Origin of the sequence: Massilia sp. DJPM01 (genome assembly GCF_030348125.1) — a bacterium.
In the GTDB taxonomy this organism is placed as follows: Bacteria; Pseudomonadota; Gammaproteobacteria; order Burkholderiales; family Burkholderiaceae_D; genus Telluria_A; species Telluria_A frigida.
Window position 1 is genome coordinate 1 of sequence record NZ_JAQOZV010000045.1, and the last position, 19,621, is coordinate 19,621.

The 19,621-nt window shown below is 64.6% G+C and carries 19 protein-coding genes; 2 read left to right on the forward strand and 17 right to left on the reverse strand.

What is annotated here, in order from left to right:
• The first annotated feature begins 209 nt into the window (after positions 1-209).
• Positions 210-1,367: a pyridoxal phosphate-dependent aminotransferase gene (locus tag PO883_RS24305; protein WP_289312040.1), complete on the forward strand. Its 1,158-nt coding sequence runs from the start codon at positions 210-212 to the stop codon at positions 1,365-1,367.
• 22 nt (positions 1,368-1,389) lie between these two features.
• A complete protein-coding gene (locus PO883_RS24310; RefSeq protein ID WP_289312041.1) occupies positions 1,390-2,487 on the forward strand; it encodes an HD-GYP domain-containing protein in 1,098 nt (365 codons plus the stop codon).
• 8 nt (positions 2,488-2,495) lie between these two features.
• Here PO883_RS24310 and PO883_RS24315 read toward each other — a convergent pair whose 3' ends face one another.
• From PO883_RS24315 to PO883_RS24395, 17 genes are all read right to left on the reverse strand, one after another.
• Positions 2,496-2,948 (reverse strand): GNAT family N-acetyltransferase, encoded by a 453-nt coding sequence (locus PO883_RS24315; RefSeq protein ID WP_289312042.1) that lies wholly within the window; start codon positions 2,946-2,948, stop codon positions 2,496-2,498.
• Between the two features lie 72 nt (positions 2,949-3,020).
• A complete protein-coding gene (locus PO883_RS24320; RefSeq protein WP_289312043.1) occupies positions 3,021-4,151 on the reverse strand; it encodes a tetratricopeptide repeat protein in 1,131 nt (376 codons plus the stop codon).
• Positions 4,148-5,038 (reverse strand): ExeA family protein, encoded by an 891-nt coding sequence (locus PO883_RS24325; protein WP_289312044.1) that lies wholly within the window; start codon positions 5,036-5,038, stop codon positions 4,148-4,150. The genes PO883_RS24320 and PO883_RS24325 overlap by 4 nt, the downstream gene beginning before the upstream one ends.
• Position 5,039: 1 nt before the next feature.
• Complete coding sequence (gene mshL / locus PO883_RS24330) at positions 5,040-6,827, reverse strand: pilus (MSHA type) biogenesis protein MshL (protein WP_289312045.1); 1,788 nt, start codon at positions 6,825-6,827, stop codon at positions 5,040-5,042.
• Between the two features lie 8 nt (positions 6,828-6,835).
• Complete coding sequence (locus PO883_RS24335) at positions 6,836-7,222, reverse strand: hypothetical protein (RefSeq protein ID WP_289312046.1); 387 nt, start codon at positions 7,220-7,222, stop codon at positions 6,836-6,838.
• Positions 7,219-7,917 (reverse strand): hypothetical protein, encoded by a 699-nt coding sequence (locus PO883_RS24340; RefSeq protein ID WP_289312047.1) that lies wholly within the window; start codon positions 7,915-7,917, stop codon positions 7,219-7,221. Before PO883_RS24340 ends, PO883_RS24335 begins: the two co-directional genes overlap by 4 nt.
• Positions 7,914-8,639: a hypothetical protein gene (locus PO883_RS24345; RefSeq protein ID WP_289312048.1), complete on the reverse strand. Its 726-nt coding sequence runs from the start codon at positions 8,637-8,639 to the stop codon at positions 7,914-7,916. The genes PO883_RS24340 and PO883_RS24345 overlap by 4 nt, the downstream gene beginning before the upstream one ends.
• Positions 8,636-9,577: an agglutinin biogenesis protein MshI gene (locus PO883_RS24350; RefSeq protein ID WP_289312049.1), complete on the reverse strand. Its 942-nt coding sequence runs from the start codon at positions 9,575-9,577 to the stop codon at positions 8,636-8,638. Before PO883_RS24350 ends, PO883_RS24345 begins: the two co-directional genes overlap by 4 nt.
• 163 nt (positions 9,578-9,740) lie before the next feature.
• The gene (locus PO883_RS24355; RefSeq protein ID WP_373890099.1) at positions 9,741-12,551 is read right to left on the reverse strand and encodes a DUF6701 domain-containing protein; all 2,811 of its coding nucleotides are present in this window, start codon (positions 12,549-12,551) and stop codon (positions 9,741-9,743) included.
• A 302-nt stretch (positions 12,552-12,853) separates the two neighbouring features.
• Entirely contained in the window at positions 12,854-13,300 is a 447-nt protein-coding gene (locus PO883_RS24360) for an agglutinin biogenesis protein MshP (protein WP_289312051.1), read from the reverse strand.
• Positions 13,297-14,139 carry a type II secretion system protein J gene (locus PO883_RS24365; RefSeq protein WP_289312052.1) on the reverse strand — a complete coding sequence of 281 codons (843 nt, stop codon included), beginning with the start codon at positions 14,137-14,139 and terminating at the stop codon, positions 13,297-13,299. Before PO883_RS24365 ends, PO883_RS24360 begins: the two co-directional genes overlap by 4 nt.
• The gene (locus PO883_RS24370; protein WP_289312053.1) at positions 14,136-14,738 is read right to left on the reverse strand and encodes a type II secretion system protein; all 603 of its coding nucleotides are present in this window, start codon (positions 14,736-14,738) and stop codon (positions 14,136-14,138) included. Before PO883_RS24370 ends, PO883_RS24365 begins: the two co-directional genes overlap by 4 nt.
• Positions 14,728-15,282, reverse strand: coding sequence for a Tfp pilus assembly protein FimT/FimU (locus PO883_RS24375; protein WP_289312054.1), 555 nt, complete (start codon positions 15,280-15,282; stop codon positions 14,728-14,730). Before PO883_RS24375 ends, PO883_RS24370 begins: the two co-directional genes overlap by 11 nt.
• A 94-nt stretch (positions 15,283-15,376) precedes the next feature.
• Positions 15,377-15,901 carry a type II secretion system protein gene (locus PO883_RS24380; RefSeq protein ID WP_167087324.1) on the reverse strand — a complete coding sequence of 175 codons (525 nt, stop codon included), beginning with the start codon at positions 15,899-15,901 and terminating at the stop codon, positions 15,377-15,379.
• Positions 15,902-15,981: 80 nt separating this feature from the next.
• Positions 15,982-16,503: a type II secretion system protein gene (locus tag PO883_RS24385; RefSeq protein WP_289312055.1), complete on the reverse strand. Its 522-nt coding sequence runs from the start codon at positions 16,501-16,503 to the stop codon at positions 15,982-15,984.
• On the reverse strand, positions 16,500-17,735 hold the full coding sequence (locus tag PO883_RS24390; RefSeq protein ID WP_289312056.1) for a type II secretion system F family protein: 1,236 nt from the start codon (positions 17,733-17,735) through the stop codon (positions 16,500-16,502). The genes PO883_RS24385 and PO883_RS24390 overlap by 4 nt, the downstream gene beginning before the upstream one ends.
• Positions 17,736-17,738: 3 nt before the next feature.
• Positions 17,739-19,442, reverse strand: coding sequence for a GspE/PulE family protein (locus PO883_RS24395; protein ID WP_289312057.1), 1,704 nt, complete (start codon positions 19,440-19,442; stop codon positions 17,739-17,741).
• Positions 19,443-19,621: the final 179 nt, after the last annotated feature.

Below are 19,621 nucleotides of genomic sequence, written 5' to 3' on the forward strand. Positions count from 1 at the left end.
GTGTAAGGGCTGAATAGTTACTAACAATTTAGAGTCCGCTCAGGCCACGGCTAGTGGTCCTACGGTGCAGGCGGCAAAGAACGCTTCGTCCAAGCCTGCATGGCGCTGTGCAGGCCCTGCAGGCCACCGCCCCGGCGAACAAGCCAGGCCAGCACCGGCCGCCCTCGCCTGCGCTAGAATAGTTATCCCCTTCACTCCTTGAACGCTCCATGTCCACTCCCGCCCTGCACACCCGCCTGCCCGCCGTCGGCACCACCGTCTTTTCGCTGATGTCGGCGCTGGCCAGCGAGCACGGCGCGGTCAACCTGGGCCAGGGTTTTCCCGATTTTGCCTGCGAACCGGCCCTGCTCGACCACGTCGACGCCGCCATGCGCGCCGGCCACAACCAGTATCCGATGATGACCGGCGTGCCCGCGCTGCGCGACGCCATCGCCGCCAAGATCGCCGCCCTCTACGGCGCGCAGTACAACCCCGCCAGCGAAATCACCGTCACCGCTGGCGCCACCCAGGCCCTGACCACCGCCATCCTGTGCTGCGTGCACCCGGGCGATGAAGTGATCGTCATCGAACCGGCCTACGACAGCTACCTGCCCGCCATCACCCTGGCTGGCGGCGTCCCGGTGCCGGTCGCGATGGAACTCGGCGAACAAGGCTACACGGTCCCGTGGGACCAGGTCGCCGCAGCCGTCACCCCGCGCACCCGCCTGATCGTCATCAACACCCCGCACAACCCGACCGGCGCGATCCTGCGCGCTCCCGACCTGCACGCCCTGGGCGACATCGTGCGCGGCAGCGACATCCTGATCCTGTCCGACGAAGTCTACGAACACATGGTCTACGACGGCGCGCGCCACGAGTCGGTATGCCGCTATCCGGAACTGGCCGAGCGCAGCTTCGTCGTATCGAGCTTCGGCAAGACCTACCACGTCACCGGCTGGAAAATCGGCTACGTCGCCGCACCCGCCAGCCTGATGGCGGAGTTCCGCAAAGTCCACCAATACAATGTCTTCAGCGTCAACACGCCGATGCAGCACGGCCTGGCCACCTACATGGCCGATCCGGCGCCCTACCGCGACCTGCCGGCGTTTTACCAGCGCAAGCGCGACCTGTTCCGCGACGGCCTGAAAGGCTCGCGCTTCGCGTTGTTGCCAGCCGACGGAACTTATTTTCAGTGCGTCAAGTATGAAGCGATTTCGCCTATACTAGAGTCGGATTTTGCACAATGGCTGACCACCGAAATCAAGGTCGCCGCCATCCCCGTGTCCGCGTTTTACAGCCAGGGACGGGAGTCCGGCATTGTGCGTTTTTGCTTCGCCAAGAAAGACGAAACCTTGCGCCTGGCGCTGGAGCGCCTGGCCAGACTTTGATTCACGGGGCTGGAACATCATCATGGCAATCAGGCGCATCACCTTGGCAGATCTGGCATTCGGCGAACCCCTGCGCTGGGATATTTTCAGCACGCCTTCGTCGAACCGTCCGCTGCTGCAAAAAGGCCAGGTGCTCGCCCCCGGCCAGCTCGACGACTGGATCGAAGCGGGCCTGTATGCCGAGGCGTCGTCGCCGGTATCAGTGCTGCAATCGTTAAATCAAATTAACCGCCGCCTCGAACGCACCCTGATGGACTTGCGCGACCAGGGCAGCGCCGACCGCGAACTGCGCGCCATCGCCCAGGACCTGATCGCCACCGTCGAACGCGACGCCGACGTCGCCCTGGCGGCCATTTTCCTGAACCAGATCGCCGGCGCCTATGCCGTGCGTCATTGCACCGAAGCGGCCGTGGTCGCCTGCCTGATCGCGCGTGCCATGCAAAAGACGCCCGCCGAGCTGCTGGTGATCACAGCGGCGGCCCTGAGCATGAACGTGGGCATGGTGCGCCAGGCCGACCAGTTCCAGAACAAGGATGGCGCCCTGTCGCACGAAGAACGGGCGCTGGTGCGGCGCCATCCGTCGGCCAGCGTCGAAATGCTGCGCTTCGCCGGCGTCAGCGATGAATCCTGGCTCGACCTGGTGCTGATGCATCACGAAAATGACGATGGCAGCGGTTATCCGGCCGGCAAGCTGGGCGACGAGATTTCGCAAAACGCCAAGCTGATCGGGCTAGCCGACCGTTATTGCGCCTTCGTTTCGGCGCGCAATTACCGGCGCTCCATGCTGCCGCCGATGGCACTGCAACGTTTATCCGTAGGTAATGAAATGCCGTACGACCAGATCGTGCTCGGGCACTTCGCCACGCAGATCGGCGCCTATCCGCCCGGCACGCTGGTGCGGCTGGAGAATGCGGAACTGGGCGTGGTGTCGCGCCGCGACGAGGACGGCGCGGGGCAGGCAGTCCATGTGCTGCGCTCGGCCGACGGCAAGAGCCTGCCCGAGTCGCAGCAGCGCATGACCACCCAGCCGGGCTGCGCAATTGCGGAAGCCCTGCATGAAGACCATGCGAAATTGCGCTTTCCGATGAAGCAGATCTGGGGCGAACTGGCGACCTTGTAGCGCTTGCCTCAGGCGACGCGTTTTTCCATGAAGATGCTCATCGGGTCGTCCTTGTAGTCGCCATATGGTCCCCGCCGCGCATAGCCGGCCGCTGCATACATCCCCAGCGCCTCGGGCTGGTACGGTCCGGTTTCCAGCCTGAACACCTGACAGCCGGACGCCATGGCCCGCGCTTCGAGCAGTGCCATGAGCCCCCTGGCCACGCCTTGCCCCCGGCCTTGGGGACTGACATACAGGCGTTTGACCTCACCAAATCCGGGTTCGAGCACGATCGCCCCGCAGCCGATGGCCTGGCCCGTACTCGCCCTCGCCACGGCAAACAGGACATTCGATTGCTTCAACGATGCCAGGTCCAGCGCATACCGGCACTCCGGCGGGTACAGGCTGTCCTGGTAAGCATCGAGTTCGGCGATGAGGGCGATCACGTCAGGCTGGTCGGGTGATTCGATGGCGATGGTCATGGCTGAACAAGAAAGTTGACGTAGGAGAATAATAATACGTCAAGTTTCCAAACGCCGCAGGGCCGGGGCGTTTCAGCGCCCCAATGCGCCCACCTTGCGCTCGACAAAGCCCTGCAACTCCGGCGCCAGATTCCCCGCCGCCCTGGCGCGCTGGAACGCCGCCAGCGCTTCCGGCAGCCGCTGCTCCGCTTCCAGCGAGATTCCCAGTCCCATCCACCAGACACTATTGTCGGGCGTGCCGCGCAGCGCGGCCTGATACTGCTCCACCGCCTCCTGGTGGCGCCGCTCGCGCTGCAACGCCCCGGCCAGGAAGCCGTGGTACTCGCCATTGCCCACGGCCGCCGGCAAACTCGCCATCAGGGTCCCGACCCCGGACGCGCCGCTATCGATCTGCATGCGCGCCAGCAGCATCGCCATGGCCGGCTGCCTGGCATCGAGCGCCAGTCCGGCCTGCAACAAGCGCATCGCCTCATCGCTGCGGCGCTGTTCGATCAGGATGCCGACCAGCGTCTGGCGCGCCGCCTCATGGCGCGCATCGATGCCAAGCGCCTGCTCCAGCTGCGCCACCGCCTCCGTCACGCGCCCCTCCTGCAAGGCGGCCAGCGCGCGCCGGTAAGCGCCCTCGGCGCCCTGCCCGCCCAGCGCCTGGCGGCCTTCCTGGGGCGCCAGCGCCACCGTTTTTGCGTGGGCCGCAGGAACGGCCGGTTTGTCCTTGACCGGCGCCGCATTGGCCTCGCGCGGTGGCGCGCCTGGCGTCGCGTCCTTGTGCGCAACCGGCTTGGCACGCGGCGCCACTTTCTCCGCGACTGCCGCAACTTGCGCCAACTCGTCCTGGCGCGCGGCCGGCTTCGCTTTCTCCACCACCGCCGCAAGCTGCTGCGGCGGCGGCGTGGTCGCCACCGTCGCCACCTGGGGCACCTGCACGGCTTCCGGCATCGGTAACTGTTCCGGCGGACTGATCACGACCTGCGCAACCGACGCGGATGGCACCGCCAGCGGCGCCACCGGCTGCTGGTGCAGGAAACGCCAGCCAATCGCCGCGCCCGCACCCAGGATCAGCACCCCGGCCAGCGCGCCCATCACCAGCGGCAGCGGCACGGCGCGCTCGCCCCGCCCCACCGGCCGGATATCGGCCGGCGCGCCATCGGTACCGGGCGAGCCGCGCTTGTCGAGGTCTTGCAGCATCTTGTTGATCAGACTCATGTGTTCAAGGCCCAGGTAAGTCCGCCGCCCGCCGCCAGGGCCAGCGCCAGCGCGGCAAACCAGGGCCACCGACGGCGCCTGGCGGAAATGGTATCGCGCACCGCTTCACTCACGTGGCGGCGGCTCACTTGCTGCTTGCCCTGCCCGTAGCACAGCATCAGCGCCTTGTGCGCGAGGATGTTGACCAGCCGCGGAATGCCGCCACTGGCCGCGTACAGCGCCCCCACCGCCTGCCGGCTGAACAGGCGCGCGCCGGTGAACCCGGCCACCCGCAGCCGGTGCGCCAGGTAATACTCGACATCGTCGCGGGTCAGCGGTCCCAGATGGTAGTGAAACGTGATGCGCTGGGCCAACTGGCGGATCGATCGCAGGGCCAGGTTGCGGTTCAGCTCGGGCTGGCCGAACAGCACGATCTGCAACAGCTTGCGTTTTTCGGTTTCCAGGTTGGTCAGCAGGCGCAGCGCTTCCAGGCTGTCGATGGGAATCGCCTGCGCTTCGTCCAGGCACAGCAGCACGCGCTTGCCCTCATTGGCCAAGGCCAGCAGCCGGTGCGTGATGGCCTTGATCAACTGATGCTGGTCGACATCCGTGTCCAGCACCACTTCCAGTTCGTCGGCCAGGGCCAGCATCAGGGTGCGCGGCTCCAGATACGGGTTGGGAATGTAGGCGGTGAAGAAAGTGTCGCCCAGCGTCGCCATGAATTTTCGGCACAGCAGCGTCTTGCCGGTGCCGACTTCGCCGGTGATCTTGATGAAGCCTTCGCCATTCCGGGCGGCCACCAGCAGGGTATTGAGCGCCTCCTGCGAATCCGGGCTGGTGAAAAAGAAACTCGTGTCCGGCGTTATGCCGAACGGGACTTCGCGCAGGCCGAAGTGCGAGGTGTACATGTCAGCGGCGCCCCGCCGCGTTCGGGTCCAGGTCGTCGAAGCGGCGGCTGGTGTCGAGCAAGTCCTGGTTCCAGCCGTTGGGGCCGTCGACGATGGTCGGCTTGATCAGCACCACCAGCTCGCGCTTCTGGTTGACGTTGTTCTTGTTGCGGAACAGGCCGCCGATCAGCGGCACGCTGCCCGCGCCCGGCACCTGCGAGCCGTCGGCGGTCGAGGATTGACGCATCAAGCCGCCAATGGCCACGACACGTCCATCCTGGCCGCGCACCATGCTGTCGATTTCCGAGGTGGAGGAAGCCGCCAGCGGCAGGGTGAGGTTGCCGGCGCTGCCCAGGCTGACGGACTTGTTGACCGTCGTCACCTGGCTGACCGAAGGATGCACGTGCAGCAAAATATTGCCCTTGTCATCGATCTGCGGGGTCACGTCGAGCACCACGCCGGAAAAGAAGGGTTGCAAGGTCACGCTCGGGCTGACCGTATTGTTGTTGTCGCCCGTGCTGGTGGTGGTCGACACGCCAGTCACGTAAAACTCGTCGGTGCCGATCTTGAGCACGGCTTTCTGGTTGTTGATCGTGGCAATGCGCGGGCTCGACAGCACGTGCACGGTGCCCTGCGATTCCAGGAAGGAAATCAGCGCGGCGAAATTGCTGGTCTGGAAGGCCAAGCCGAACATCGATCCGGCCGCCGAAGCCGCATTCGAGAGCAGGAAGCCGGTGCTGGCGGCAATCGTCTTGCCGTCGCTGATGATGGGTGGCTGGCCGGTGCCGAACGGCAGCGGCGCCAGGGTGGTGCCGGGCGTGAGGAAACCGGTCGAGACGCGGTTGCCGTGCGAGCCGGGGAAGGACGCGAACGACGCCCAGTTGATGCCGCTCTGGTAGCTGTCGTTCAATTCCACTTCAAGGATCTTGGCTTCCAAAATCACCTGGCGCCCGACCGACAGCTGGGTCGCTTTCAGGAACAGGTCGACATTGCGCAATTCCTCCGGCATGGCCCGGATCACCACCACGCCCGATTGCGGATTGACCACCACCGTGCGGCCATCTTCCTTCGCGCCGACAATCGCGCCGATCGAGGCCTTGAGCTCGACCCAGAAATCGCTGTCCGAGGTGGTGCTCACGTTGCTGCTGTCGGAACGCTCGGTGGTGGCGCCGCTGCCGCCGCTCTGGTTGTTATTGCTGCTGTTATTGTTGCCCTGCCCCGAACCGCCACTGCCGCCGCCGCTGTTGCTGGTGCCGGCATTGGCCACCGAGGTGGAGGTCACGCGCAAGTTCGACTTGCCCTTGCGGTTGCCCACCAGGTAGTTGACCTGGAACATGCGCGTCTGCATGGTGAGCGGCTTGATCGAGACGCGGTTGCCCTCGATGCGGTAATCGTAGCCGTACATTTCGCGCACCGCGTCGAGCGCTTCGGCCAGGGTCACGTCCTTCAGGTTGGCGCTGATGTTGCCGCTGACCTCGGGATGGACCAGCATGTTGTAGCGCGTGCCGGTGGCAATCGAATTGAAGAATTGCTGCGCCGGCACATTGTTGAAACTGACGTTGAAGCGTTCTTCGAGCGCCTGGCGCGACTTGGGCAATTGCCCGGCCAGCGCCGCAACCGGCGGCAGCAGGGCCGCCGCCACCGCGTCGTCGGGGCGCGCCGTGGCGGGCACGGGGCGCGATGCGGCCGCCATCTGGGCGCTGATGTTGTCGTAGGTATCGCGCTTGGGCGTGGCGTTGCAGCCCGCCAGGAGCGCGGCGCCTGCCATCATGGATGCCATCACGAGGTGTACCACACGGTGTTTTTGCATGCTGTTTGTCAGTCTCTCTCGTTATGCCGCTGCGGCGGTGGCGCCGGCGGGTAAAGCCGCAATACGCGGCGGCTCTTGCCGTCCACCAGGACAACTTCGGTTTGCGTCATCTGGGCCACCCGTGCCCCCTTGAACTGGTCGCCCAGGCGCACGGTCTGGCCATCGATCACGGCCACGTGGCGCCCACCAGGATGGCGCGCGATCAGCACCGATTGCAGTTGCGGCAGCGCCTGCGCCTGCGCCTGCGCCTGCGCCGCCGCCGGCACCGTTGCCGGGTCGCCGGCCGGTGCGTAGTAGCGCGGCGGCGGGCGGGTCGGGTCGGCCAGCGGCTGGGCCACGGCGGCCAGGGGGTGCAGCGCCAGCGCGGCGGCGCACAGCAGCAGGCGCGGCGTCATAGCGCCATCCATTTCTTGTCCAGGCTCAGCGTGTACAACGTCAGGCTCAGGCGCGCATCCGGATACGCGTCGACCTCCAGATGGGCCTTGCCCCAGAACAGCTGGGTCGGCATGGCTTCGAGCGCATCCATGTAATTGATCATGTCCAGGTAATTGCCGCGCACCGTCACCTCGACCCCGTGCTGGTAGATGGCGCGGCTGGGAATGAGGGGCGGCGCGCTGGCGGCGGGCGGGGCCTCGGGCGGACGCGGATCGGACTCGAACGCGCCGTCGTAGGCCGTCACCGGCAAGCTTTTCAGGCCCACCAGGCGCAGCCGGCCATTGGCCTTGAGAATGGTCTCGAGCAGCGGCGCGATGCGTTCCGGCGCCACCAGGCTGTTATGCGCCGTGCGCAGGCTGTCCGACAGGGTGGCGCTGTTCGCCTTGAGCGCCTTCAGGCGCGCCTTGCTGGCCAGGTCCGGGTCGAGCGCGTGGGCTTGCACCAGGGCCGTGATGTCGGCGTCGATGCCCTGCATATTGTTTTGCTGCTGGCTGATCTGGCCGCGCAAGGTTTTCTGGCGCGCGAACAGCGGGTCGAACAGCATGGAGAACATGAGGAACACGATCACGCCAACCGTGGCGCCGAACACCATGGCGCGCTCGCGCACGCTCATCGCATCGATCTTCAATTGCAGCTTGAGCAGGCGTGCTTTCATTTGGCGGTCTCCGCCTTGATCCTGGCCGCCACTTGCGCCAGCTCGGCGGGCGGGGCGGACGAAGCGACGGCGGCTACCGCCACCCGCTCAGCCGCCACATCCTGCAGGGTGAAATCGATATACGGCGCCAGCTGGGACGGGTCTTCCGACTCCTTGCCATCGACCTGCAAACGGGCGCGGCTGATTTGCAGGCTGGAAAAGCTCTTGCCCTGCATGGCCGGTTCGCGCGTGAGCCGGTTGACGTAGGCCGGCACCAGCTTGGCGTCGAGCGCCCTGCCCTGCAAGGCGATGCGCGATTCGGCGCCGCCGATGCGCACCCCGGTCAGCCACAGCTCGCCCGTGGACTGGCGCGCCAGCGCCTTGAAAAAGCGCGAATAGCCCTTGCGCGCGTCGCTCATGGACTTGCCGTTGAGCACAGCGGCCACCTGGTGCAGCGCGGCCAGTTCGGCTTCCGCGCTGGCGATCTGGTTATCGAGTTCCTTGCTTTTCTGGCGCGGGGCGAATTCCACCATGGCGCTGGCCTGGCGCTTCTTTTTCAGGTCCAGCTGCTCGGCGCCGGCGGCCGCTTCCGCTTCCAGCACGGACACGCTGTGGCGGCCCATGATCACCAGCGCCAGGGCGCCGGCCACCAGCACGCCGAGCGCGAGCAGCATGGCGCTGGACGTGAAGACCTTCTTCTGTGTGAGAAATTCGGGGTTGAATAGATTGATCTGCTGGCTCAAGAGGCGGCCTCCTCTTGCCGCAGCGCCGCGCCCAGGGTCAGGAAGAAGCGCTGCTGCTGGGCCAGCGCAGCCAGTTCCGGCACGCCGCCCAGATCCAGCACCGAGGCCAGGTCGAGCGATTCGACCTTGGTGTACAGATTGCTGGACAGGTATTCGTCAAGCCCGCTCGCGCCGGTCGGCGCCAGCACCAGTTTCGAGACATTGATGAAGTTGTACTGACGGTCGAAATGGTCGAGCGAGCGCTGCAATTCGAGGGTGATCTTGTCGTAGCACACGTTCTTGCGATCATGATCGCTGTCGAGCAATTGATCGAGAGTCACATCGATGCGGCGCGCCAGGTACAGCTCGCCCTTGTAGGTGACGGTCAGCAAGCCCCCGTCGGTGCTGAACGAGAGCATGGCCACGCCGCGCCCTTCCGGTTCGAGCAAGGCCGAGATATTTCGCTGCGCCATTTCGGGAATGTCGATCACGGCCAGCGGCACGCCGGCATCGACGAAGCGGTTCTGGCGGCTTTCGATCAGGCTGTTGCGCGCGGCCACGGCAAACAGCGACTGGCTGCGGCCCTGGGCTTTATCGGTGGGAATGTCGAGCACGTCGATGCTGGCCTGGTCGGCGGGAAAATCGAGCATGTCTTTCAGGCGCCAGCGCACGGCGGTACGCAGCTCCTCGGCCGGCACATTGGGCGACTCCACCGACAGCAACTGGTATTCGCCGGCGCCGAGCACGGTCGAGCAGCGAAAACTACTGGCGTGCAAGTCCTTGCCCGTCTTTTCCAGCATGTCCGGGCCGCCACCCTTGTCGGCGGGGTAAAACGCGGCCAGCGCCACGCGCGGCAGGCCCTCGGCCTGGCGCTTGACGCGGGCGGCGAACACGCCCTCGCCATGCAAGGCGATTGCCAGCAAGCCATCCTTCTTCTTTGATCTCGAGAAAAATCCCATGCTCGCAATCTCTATCAATACAGCGCGCGAAGTTCGCCCGGTAGCGTCTTGATTATATTCAAGTTTCGCCGCGATTTAACACGAAATTTGCGATCGGCAACTAAAACCGTCTTATTTCCACCGCATAGCCGTAGCAGGATGGAATGTACTTTACACGAAGCCATCAAAAAACTTCGCGGATGTAAATCAGCGGCGTCGGTTTGTACACGCCGAAGGTCAGCTTGCCGGCCGCCGCCGGCAGCCAGGCCGGCTGGTTGACGCTCACGTTCACGCTGCCGGTCTTGTTGGTCGGCGCGAACTTGAACTTCACCAGGCCGTCGACCATCTTCGCATTGCCGAGCGTGGCCTTGGGATCGGGAAGCGGCGTGCCCGCGCTGCACGCGGCCATGTTTTTCAGGCATTGCGAATAGCTCAGCACCAGCTGGCTGGCGGTGACGCTGTGCGGGAAGGACACCACGCCCGAGCCGGCCACCGGCGTGGCGACGATGCTGATGCTGTCGGTGCGGCTGTCGGCCCAGCGCCCATCGCTGGCCGTGGTGCCGGTCCAGTATTGGGCGCGCATCACGACCGGCAGCGCCAGCAATTCCGAACCGAAGGCGTTTTCGACCAGCAAGCGTCCGCGCACGATCTTGGTGGCGCCCTCGACTGACAGGCCGGAGCGGCCCGAGGTGACCAGGTCGGCATCGCTGGCGCGCAGGTAGATATCGACCGCCGCCATGCTGCTGGCCGCAAAATCGAAACTCGGCCAGACCGTGGCGCTGCCCTGCACGAACACGCTGGCGGCGTTGGCGACCGGGCTCGGCGTCAGCGTGCCCGAGGCGGCCAGGGTCAGCCCGCCCAAGGCAGTGTAGGGCAGCAGCTTGGGCGACTTGACGAACTTGCCCTGGTAAAACTTGGTAATATTGCCCGCCGCATTGTAGGCAGTCACGATGGTCTGGATCGGCTGCTTCGAGTAATGCAGCCCGATATTCTGGCAATTGAGCGGATGCGGCGCGGCACAAAAGATCGCGATCGGCACGGCGGTGCGGAAATGGTCAGGGTAAAAGCGGCCCAGGGCGACGCCATCGCTGGCCACATCCTCGACCCCGAGATACGTGCCGCCATTCATGTGCACGCTCACGTTGACGATGCCGGCCTCGGCGAACGTGAAGTTCGCGCCCGTGGCCGCGCCCGCGCTGAAGGTGCCGAAACTGCCTTCCACCTTGGGCACCGGGTCGCCCGGCTCGGTTGCCATGTCGGCGAACGGCAAGGTGTCCGAATTGGGGTCGCCGGGGATGGCGAAATTGGTGGAATCGATGGTCGGCGTGGTGAGCAGCTCCACCCCTTGCGGCGTGGTTTCCTTGCCAAAATTGGGGGTCGGGCTGCTGTCGGCCGCTTGCGCCACCACGTTCAGCGTAAAGCCGGCGCCAGCCTTCCAGAAGCGGCCGATGTCGGCCGTCATGTCGTCGGCGGCGACCGCGCCGGCCGGGTTGCTCAAGGGCGTGCTCAAGGCAAATTTATACGGCCTGACCACGAACTGGCCGCTGGTGCTGGTCAGGGCCACGGCGGACGCCGTTTCCGACAGAAACAGCTCGATCATGCCCACGTCGCCATACACGAACTGCATCAGCGCGCTGCTCGGCGAGCCGCTCGCAAACGCCATGGCGATGCCTTGCCACTGGGTCGCGCTTTGCAAGGCGGTGCTGGAAATGCAGGCTTTCAGCGCCACGCCCTTGAGTCTGGCCACACCGCCGGCGCCGGTGGTGGGATTGACGCAGCGAAACGAGAATTGCAGGGTCGGCGTGGACGATGGCGGCACGGCCGGTTTGAAGCTGCTGTCGACAAAGGTCACATACACGGGCGACTGCACTCCCGCCTGCAAGGTCGGCACGCTGAGCAGATTGCATTTGCCGGGAGTGCCGAACGCGACCCCGACTTCGCACGGCATATTGGTAAACACATAGCGCGCACTGCTGAAGGTGATGGTATTGCTGGCGCTGTTATTGGCCATGTCATTATCGAACTGCAAGCCGCTGACGGTCGCGCTGCTGGTCATGCTGTTGGGTGCGGTGATGCCGATCCTGGCGGTGATGGTCAGTGCCGGCGCCGACTCGTTCACGTCGAGCGACTCGGCGCTGGTGCAGGTCACCACCTGGCCGCTGGCGGCGCAGCTCCAGCCGGTGCCGGACGAGGACTGGTACGTCAGGCCGTTGGCCAGGGTGTGCCTGACCGTGATCGGCCCGGCGTCCGGCAAGGGGCCCAGGTTGGTGACCGTGTGGATCAGGTTGACATTGCTGCCGCGCGCCGGCGTGCCCGTCAGCGCGATCGCCAGCGACAGGTCGGCCACGTCGACGTTCGGCACCGAGACGATTTCGGCATTCAGCAAGACCATGTCCTGGCCCGACTCGTACAGCATGGAGGCGGTGGTCTGGCCTGCGAACAGCTTGGGGCTGGCCAGCAGGTAGGAATCAAAATCGATGCCGTACGACAGGTTGTCGACCGTGGCGCCGATATTGCTGGTGGAATTGAACTGGTTGCCGGTGGGATTGGCCGCGTCGACCATCTCGGAACCGTTGAACTTGAGGTTTTCGCCGCCGCCGGACAGCGAACTGTCGCCTTCCCAGGTCACGTGGGCGATGCGGCCGGTGGCGCTGCCCAGCGGCGATGGCGTCCTGAAATTGCTCAGGTTCAGGCTGACCTTGATATTGTCGGCGCCATAGGTGCGGATGTACTGGAAGCCCTCGTACAGATTGAGCACGCGGAACGTTTCGTTCGGCTCCGAATAGATCGCCAGCAGGGAAAAACCGCCCACCACCCCTTCCACCGCGCAGTACGGAGCATCGTTGTCGATTGTCAGGTTGGAAAATGCATAGTCGGCGTTGCGCTTGGCCGTCACCTGCGCCGTCACGTCGACCGCGCCCGAAAAAAAATTGTAGCCGATGGTGGCGGTGGTGAAGCGGCGGTTGGCCGGCGCGCTCAGCGCCACGCCATCCATGCTCACACTATAGTCGGGCGTGCTGCTCGACCCGGCCCAGTACAGGTGCGCGCTGATGATCTTGGCGGTGGCGGGAATGCCGGCCAGCTTGGCCGTCCGCACCCCGGTATTGATCGAGCAAGGGCTGCTGCCGTTGGCGCCGGTGCGCATGGTCTTCTGGGTGCCGGTGAAGTTCAGCCGCCCCGCGTAGCTCTTGAACAGCGCGATCGGCGTGTCGGCGCGGGCCGGCAGGCTGGCCAGCAGCAGGCCGGCGCCGCACCCGATCGCCAGCGCGGCGCGCCAGATCCTGTCGATACGCTGCGTCATGGCTGCCCCGGCTCGCTGAATTCGACGTGCACCACGCGCTGCACATAGTCGATGCTGTTGGTCGGACTGGGGCAGGCGCCGCTGCCCGGGGTGTTGCAGGCCGTGCTCAGGACCGTGTAGCGCTGCAGCTTGCTGACCGCATCTAACGTGCGCGTGCAGATCACCGTCACCTTCATGGCGGCCAGGGTGCTGCCGGCCGGCATCGGAAAGGTGCTGCTGGCGCAGGCCCCATTGACCCGCGTGACCTGGTACACGCCCCATTCGGCGCCGGCGCGCGCCGACAGGTAGGCACGCGTGCCCTGCAAGTCCAGCGCCGACGTGGTTTGGGCGCTGGTGGCCAGGGTCACCATCGCCACCGCCAGCCCGGCCAGCACCACCAGCAGGAAGATGGCGGTGACCAGGCTCACGCCGCGCATGCGCTCCAGGTTGGGAAAGCGTTTCATGGGTTATTGTCCACGTGCACCACCTGGACCAGGCGGATGGCGCCGTCGCTGCCACTCGGCCGGCGCAAGGTCAACGTCAGGCGCACCAGCGCCGCGCGCGTATTGCCGACGACGGAATAATCGAATTCGCAGGACTCCACATTGGTCGCCAGGATGGCCGGCGCGGCGCTCGGCAGCGGATCCTGGACCGCCTTGAAGCCGTAATTGGCGTGGCGGTACAGCATGCCGTTGGCGCAGCTGTAGGTGACCGGCTGGCCGGTCACCTGGAAGCGGTGCAGCGGATGGGCCAGGGGCGGATTTTGCACGGCGAAGGGGTTGGCCGCCAAGGTGACGAGCTTGTTGGCTGCATCCACCGCCGTCACCTGGGCGCGGTTGGTCGGCACCGCCGCGTACACATTGGCCAGGTCGCCATCGACGGCCATGTTGTTGACCACGACGGTGTCGCCCGCCACGATCTGCTGGGTCCCGACCTGCAGCGGGCCGACCACCCGAAAACCCAGGTCGGCGCTGTTGGCGAAATTCAGGTGACGGCCGGCCTCGACATCCTCGGCGGCCAGGTAACGCCCGCCCGTCTTGGTCGGCACGAACTCGATCGAGGTTTTCGCCGCGCCTGCCACGCGCACCGTGTTCGGCAGCGCCAGGCGGATTTCGCGCACCATGCGCCGCACGGCCGTGTCGGCCACGTCGGTCAGTTCGGCGCGGCCGGCGCTGTCGACATAGTTTTGCACCGGCAGGCGCAGGAAGGTGGCGACGATGCCGCCCAAAATGCCGGTGATGACGATCACGACGATCGCCTCGACCAGGGTAAAGCCGTGCTGGCGTGAACGCGGCGGCATCATGGCGGCGAATTCGGTGCGTAGCGCGCGCGGTAGCCGTCCAGCACCACCGTTTCGACATTGTTGTACGACACCGCCACCCGGATCCACAGGGCTTCCGATTGCGGCAAGCCGGCGCCCGCCGGTCCCAGCAGGCTGGTGGGCGTCACGGTCAGCCTGGCGGTGTAGCCGGGCAAGGGGATTTCCTGCCCGGCCGCGTCGCTCAGCTTGCCGGCGGCCAGGAACGCTTCCGTTGCTGTGCCATAGGCGGCCACATAATCGTTGACGTTGTCGAAAGGCCGCGCGCCGCCGGCCTCGTTGCCGACGTTCTCGACCAGGGCGGCGCAAGCGGCCGGGCCAATCGCCGCGCCGTTGGCCGATTCGACCTGGTCGTCGGTGGCATCGCAAAAGGTAAAGCGGGCCAGCTGGACTTCTTCCATCAAGCCTTCGGCCAGCATCAGCGCCTGCTTGCGCACCAGCGGGTCGGCGCTGACCCGGGTGGTCAGGTTCATGGCGTTGAGGATGCCGGCCAGGCCGACCCCGATGATCACCATGAAGATGATCAGCTCGACAAAGCTGATGCCGCGCTGGTAAGCGAGGATGCGGGCGCGCTCAGTGCACATGGCCGGTATCGGCTTCCACCACCAGGGCGACGCTGCTGGCGCCGGACTTGACGGTCATGCTCATCCTGGTGAACAAGGCCGCGCCCACGTTGGCGGGACGGCCCAGCGCATCGTAGGAAAAGAAGGCGGTGGCGGGATTGCTGGTGTAGGTCACGCCGGGCGGATTGCCTTCGCAGGCCCAGCTGGTCGACGCCGAACAGCCGGCCAGCGTATTGGTGCTGGCGGTGTTATTGGCGGAGGGAGACATGACGCGCTGGTTGGCGGCACAGCTGCCGTCGGCCTGGTACTCGAAGCACAGCGCCACGCTATTGCCGTCGAGCCGCACGAACACGGAACGGTTCTGGGCGACGGCCACTTTCTGGCCATAGCGGATCAGGGAGCGGGCTTGTTCGGTAAAGGCGGCCGCGTCGTACACGGCGCGGTCGAAATAGCGGGCGGCGGCGGCGGCACCGAGGATGCCGATGATCACCATGACCACGATCAGCTCGACCAGCGTGAAACCCTGCTGGAGAGGCTTGCCGTGGCGCCGGGGGATGCCGCTCATGGGGAAGTTGCCGGCCCGACTGGCGCAGCGGACAGCGGCCTTGGCCGCGATGCCCGTGTTTCTCTGCGCCAGTGAGCCAGTCACTCGGTACGGCTTAGCAGGACGTTGCTTTGACAGTGATCACCGGCGGGGTCGCATCGGTGGCCGGAGCCACTGGCGCGACGGCTGGCTTGTAGTGCACGTAGCAGTTCAAGCCCTTGACCGTGCCCGACACGCTCAGCGGCACGATCGCCACTTCGCCGGCAATGGTGGTCGGGGTGTTGACCGAGCTTTGCGCGGTGGTGATCAGCTGGTAGTCGGTATCCTTCAAGCCGGCTGCTTCGAGCAGGGCGGCGTTGCCGGTCGGATACCCGTTGGCCACGGTCACCGCGGTGCCTTCGAGCGACACGGTCGCGCTTGGGGCGATCAGGAACTTGCCGTGCACCATGGCCGAGACCGCTTCCAGCGAGCCCTTGGCTGCCTTCATGGTGGCGCTGCGGGCGTCACCGCCGAGGTCGGCGAATTTTGGCAGCGCGGTGGCCGCGAGGATGCCGAGAATGACGATCACAACGATCAGTTCGATCAGGGTGAAGCCGGCTTGGGTGGTGCGAATGAACTTACCGTGGGATTGCATTTTCATGTGGATCTCCAAATTCGATTTAAGCAGTGAAATGTGAGGTGCGTAACAGAAACACGACTACCGTATTCTTTAACGGCGGATTATCTATTAACTTGAGTAAGGGCAACGGTCCTTGTTTCTGGCGCACCACTCTGCTTGGCGGGGATTGTGGGCAAGCGAGAGAATTCTACCTTGAAGTGAATGCGATTCGCAGTGCCTTGTGGAAATTTCTTTTCCTTACTTATCAAGTAGACCAAGGTTTTCGTTTTCAGGTCGAAATACCAGTGGCCGGGAGCGACCTGGGCCGGGGTCGGCGCGAAGTATTCGCCGGCATAATTGCGTGGTTTCTCAGCCAGCCAGTCGATCGGGTTTTTTCCAATGAGAGAGGGGATTTCGGCCTCCTTCCCACGGGCTTGCAACTGCCCCGTCTTGAGCAGCAAGGCAGTGCGCAGCACGCCTGCCAGCTGTTCCACTGCGGCCAGTTCGGCCTGTTCGCGATAGTAGAGCAAGCGTTGTAAAAGCACACCGGTCAACAGCGCGATCACCACCGTGCACACCGCCATTTCCAGCAGCGAAAAGCCGCAGGCGCGCACTGCGCTTGACGGAGTGGCGATCTGTCTCATTTATGCAAAGCCGCTTTGCCCAGGTCCCAGATCGGCAGGAAGATGCCCAGCGCCAGCACCAGCACCATCGCCCCCAGGAACACGATCATGATCGGCTCGATCTGGGCCGATAGCGTCTTGAGCTCGTAATCGACTTCGCGCTCGTACATCTGGCCGATTTCATCCATCAGGTCGTCGAGCGAGCCGGTTTCCTCGCCCACCGCGACCATTTGCAGCACGATCGGCGTAAATACCCCGGCCGCCACCGCCGTGCGCAAGATGCTCTCGCCGCGCTCGACGCCATCGCGCATCTGTTCCACGCGCGACGACAGATAGGCATTGTCGACCGTTTGCGACACCACCGTGAGCGCCTGCACCATCGGCACCCCGCTCTTCATCGACAGCGCGAAGCTGCGCGCAAAGCGCGCCATGGTGCCTTTCAGGATGATTTTGCCGGCAATCGGGATGCGCAGGCGCACCCGGTCCCACCACATCCGGCCCTCGGTCGAATTGATATACGTGCGCCAGCCGAAAAACCCCACCACCGAGAACCCCAGCAGCGCCGGCCAGAAGCGCACCATGAAGTTCGAGCTGGCGATCAGGATGCGCGTCATCAGCGGCAACTGCGAATTGAAGCTCTCGAACACCTTCACGAACTGGGGAATGACGAAAATATTCACCACGATCATTGCCAGCAGCATGGCGATCATCACGAACATCGGGTAGCGCGTGGCGGTTTTCACCCGTTCGCGCATGTCGCGGTCGAATTCGAGGTGGTCGAACAGGCGCAGGAACACGTCTTCCAGGCGCCCGGTCATTTCGCCCACGCGCACCATCGACAGGTAAAAATTGGAAAACACGGTCGGATGGCGGCGCATGGCCGCCGACAGTTCGCGCCCGGAATCGAGCGACTCGCGCAAATCCTTGATCACCTTGCCGAACGACTTGCTGATGGCCGATTCCTGCAGCCCGGCCAGCCCGCGCATGATCGGCACGCCGGATTTGAGCAGGGTGTAGAGTTGACGGCTGAATAACTGCACATCCATCGAGGTGACTTTTTTCTCGAACATGCGGTCGAGCCAGCTTTCCTCGTCGCCGCCGCTGGTGACGGCGCGGCTGGTCGGGCTGATATCGAGCGGCGTGACGCCGTTGCCGAACAGCTGGTCGGCCACCGCCCCGCTATCGGCCCCCTCCAGCACGCCTTGCATCAGCTCGCCTTTGGCATTGCGTCCCTTGTAGGCAAAAAACGGCACGCTTTATTCCTCGATCTGGTTACTGATGCGCATCGCTTCGGACACCGTGGTGCGCCCCTGCACGGCCAGCTGCACGGCGTGGCGGCGCAGCGTTTCGCCCTGCATCTCGGCGTGCGCCGCTTTCAGGAAGTGGGCCGGATCGGGATGGTTGGCCGCATCCACCACGGCGCGCGTCATTTCCAGCAGCTCGTACACGCCGGTACGGCCGCGGTAACCCATGCCGTTGCAATGCGAACATCCTTTGCCGTGGAAAAACTGGGTGCTCTCGGCATGCTCGTGCAACTCCGCGCGCAGCCATTCACGCTCGGTCGGCGTCAGCTGGTAAGTAGTGGTGCAACTTTCGCAAATGACACGCACCAGGCGCTGCGCCAGCACCGCTTGCAGCGAGCTGCCCACCATGTAGCGCGGCACGCCCATGTCCATCAGGCGCAGCGGCGTGCTGGCGGCATCGTTGGTGTGCAGGGTGGAGAGCACCAGGTGACCCGTCATGGCGGCGCGCAGGCCGATCTGGGCGGTTTCCTGGTCGCGCATCTCGCCGACCAGCACAATGTCCGGATCCTGGCGCAGTGCGGAGCGCAGCACGCGCGCGAACGACAGGTCGATTTTTTCGTTCACCTGCACCTGGTTGATGCCGGCCAGGCGGTACTCGACCGGGTCTTCCACCGTGATCAGCTTTTTCTCGACAGAATTGAGTTCCGCCAGCGCGCTGTACAGGGTGGTGGTCTTGCCGCTCCCCGTGGGGCCGGTGACCAGCACCAGGCCGTTGGGGCGCTGCACGATGGCGCGGAATTTTTCCACCAGGCGCGCCGGCATGCCGATCGCGTCCAGCCGCAGGGTGGTGCCGCCCTGGTTCAGCAGCCGCATCACGACCGATTCGCCGTACTGGGTCGGCATGGTCGAAATCCGCACGTCGATGCGCTGCTGCTTGACCTTGACGGCGAAACGGCCATCTTGCGGCAAGCGTTTTTCGGAAATATCGAGGTCGGACATCAGTTTCAGGCGCAGCGCCAGCGGCGTGGCAATCTTGATATCGGCCTCGGTCTGCAGGTGCAGCACGCCATCGATGCGGAAACGGATTTGCAGCCGGGTTTCCTGCGGTTCGATGTGGATGTCCGAGGCGCGCACCTGGGTGGCGTCGTCGAACACCGATTGCAGCAGCTTGACGATGGGCGCCTCTTCCAGGTTCGGATTGGCGGCCAGGGTGCCGAAGTCGACGAAGGTGTCGCCCAGATCCTGTTCCAGCTCGCGCGCGAAGTCGGTGATTTCATCGGTGCGGCGGTAGATGCGGTCGATCGCGGCCAGCACCTCGGTCTCGTTGACCACGGCCAGTTCGATATTGCGTTTGACCAGGCGTGCGATCTCGTCGTAGGCGAACAGGTCGGTCGGGTCCGACATGCCGATCAGCAGCGCGCCGCGCCGGTCTTCCAGCGCGATGGCGCGGAAACGCCGGGCCTGGGTTTCCGGCAACTGGCGCACGATGTCCGGGTTGGTGTTGTAAAACTTGAGGTTAATGTATGGAATGTCGAGCTGCTTGGCCAGCGCGCCCGAGATTTGCTCCTCGGTCACGAAACCGTTTTCGATGAACACCCGGCCCAGTTTGCGGCCGGTGCGTTTCTGGTCTTGCAACGCCGCACCCAATTGGTCTTCGGATAACAGCTTTTGCTGGACGAGGATTTCGCCGAGGCGGACTTTTTCTGGGCGTGCCATGAAGACCTTTGTTGATTTACTTATCGAGTGAACAAGACGGTGGCTGCGCGTACAAAACCGTCAAACTATTCTATTCCAGAAACACTCGTTTTTTACATTCGCAACGATTTTGTGTCGTGCGAACGTGCAACCATTGTGCAAGCGACACTGAATGCGCTACAGTCGGAGCGTCGCTCCCT

Coding starts and splice junctions, on each gene's coding strand:
- PO883_RS24385 (WP_289312055.1), bottom strand. CDS start 16,503: ATGAGACAGATCGCCACTCCGTCAAGCGCAGTGCGCGCCTGCGGCTTT.
- PO883_RS24310 (WP_289312041.1), top strand. CDS start 1,390: ATGGCAATCAGGCGCATCACCTTGGCAGATCTGGCATTCGGCGAACCC.
- PO883_RS24380 (WP_167087324.1), bottom strand. CDS start 15,901: ATGAAAATGCAATCCCACGGTAAGTTCATTCGCACCACCCAAGCCGGC.
- PO883_RS24395 (WP_289312057.1), bottom strand. CDS start 19,442: ATGGCACGCCCAGAAAAAGTCCGCCTCGGCGAAATCCTCGTCCAGCAA.
- PO883_RS24365 (WP_289312052.1), bottom strand. CDS start 14,139: ATGATGCCGCCGCGTTCACGCCAGCACGGCTTTACCCTGGTCGAGGCG.
- mshL (WP_289312045.1), bottom strand. CDS start 6,827: ATGCAAAAACACCGTGTGGTACACCTCGTGATGGCATCCATGATGGCA.
- PO883_RS24335 (WP_289312046.1), bottom strand. CDS start 7,222: ATGACGCCGCGCCTGCTGCTGTGCGCCGCCGCGCTGGCGCTGCACCCC.
- PO883_RS24320 (WP_289312043.1), bottom strand. CDS start 4,151: ATGAGTCTGATCAACAAGATGCTGCAAGACCTCGACAAGCGCGGCTCG.
- PO883_RS24315 (WP_289312042.1), bottom strand. CDS start 2,948: ATGACCATCGCCATCGAATCACCCGACCAGCCTGACGTGATCGCCCTC.
- PO883_RS24360 (WP_289312051.1), bottom strand. CDS start 13,300: ATGAAACGCTTTCCCAACCTGGAGCGCATGCGCGGCGTGAGCCTGGTC.
- PO883_RS24340 (WP_289312047.1), bottom strand. CDS start 7,917: ATGAAAGCACGCCTGCTCAAGCTGCAATTGAAGATCGATGCGATGAGC.
- PO883_RS24305 (WP_289312040.1), top strand. CDS start 210: ATGTCCACTCCCGCCCTGCACACCCGCCTGCCCGCCGTCGGCACCACC.
- PO883_RS24355 (WP_373890099.1), bottom strand. CDS start 12,551: ATGGATGGCGTGGCGCTGAGCGCGCCGGCCAACCGCCGCTTCACCACC.
- PO883_RS24370 (WP_289312053.1), bottom strand. CDS start 14,738: ATGTGCACTGAGCGCGCCCGCATCCTCGCTTACCAGCGCGGCATCAGC.
- PO883_RS24350 (WP_289312049.1), bottom strand. CDS start 9,577: ATGGGATTTTTCTCGAGATCAAAGAAGAAGGATGGCTTGCTGGCAATC.
- PO883_RS24375 (WP_289312054.1), bottom strand. CDS start 15,282: ATGAGCGGCATCCCCCGGCGCCACGGCAAGCCTCTCCAGCAGGGTTTC.
- PO883_RS24325 (WP_289312044.1), bottom strand. CDS start 5,038: ATGTACACCTCGCACTTCGGCCTGCGCGAAGTCCCGTTCGGCATAACG.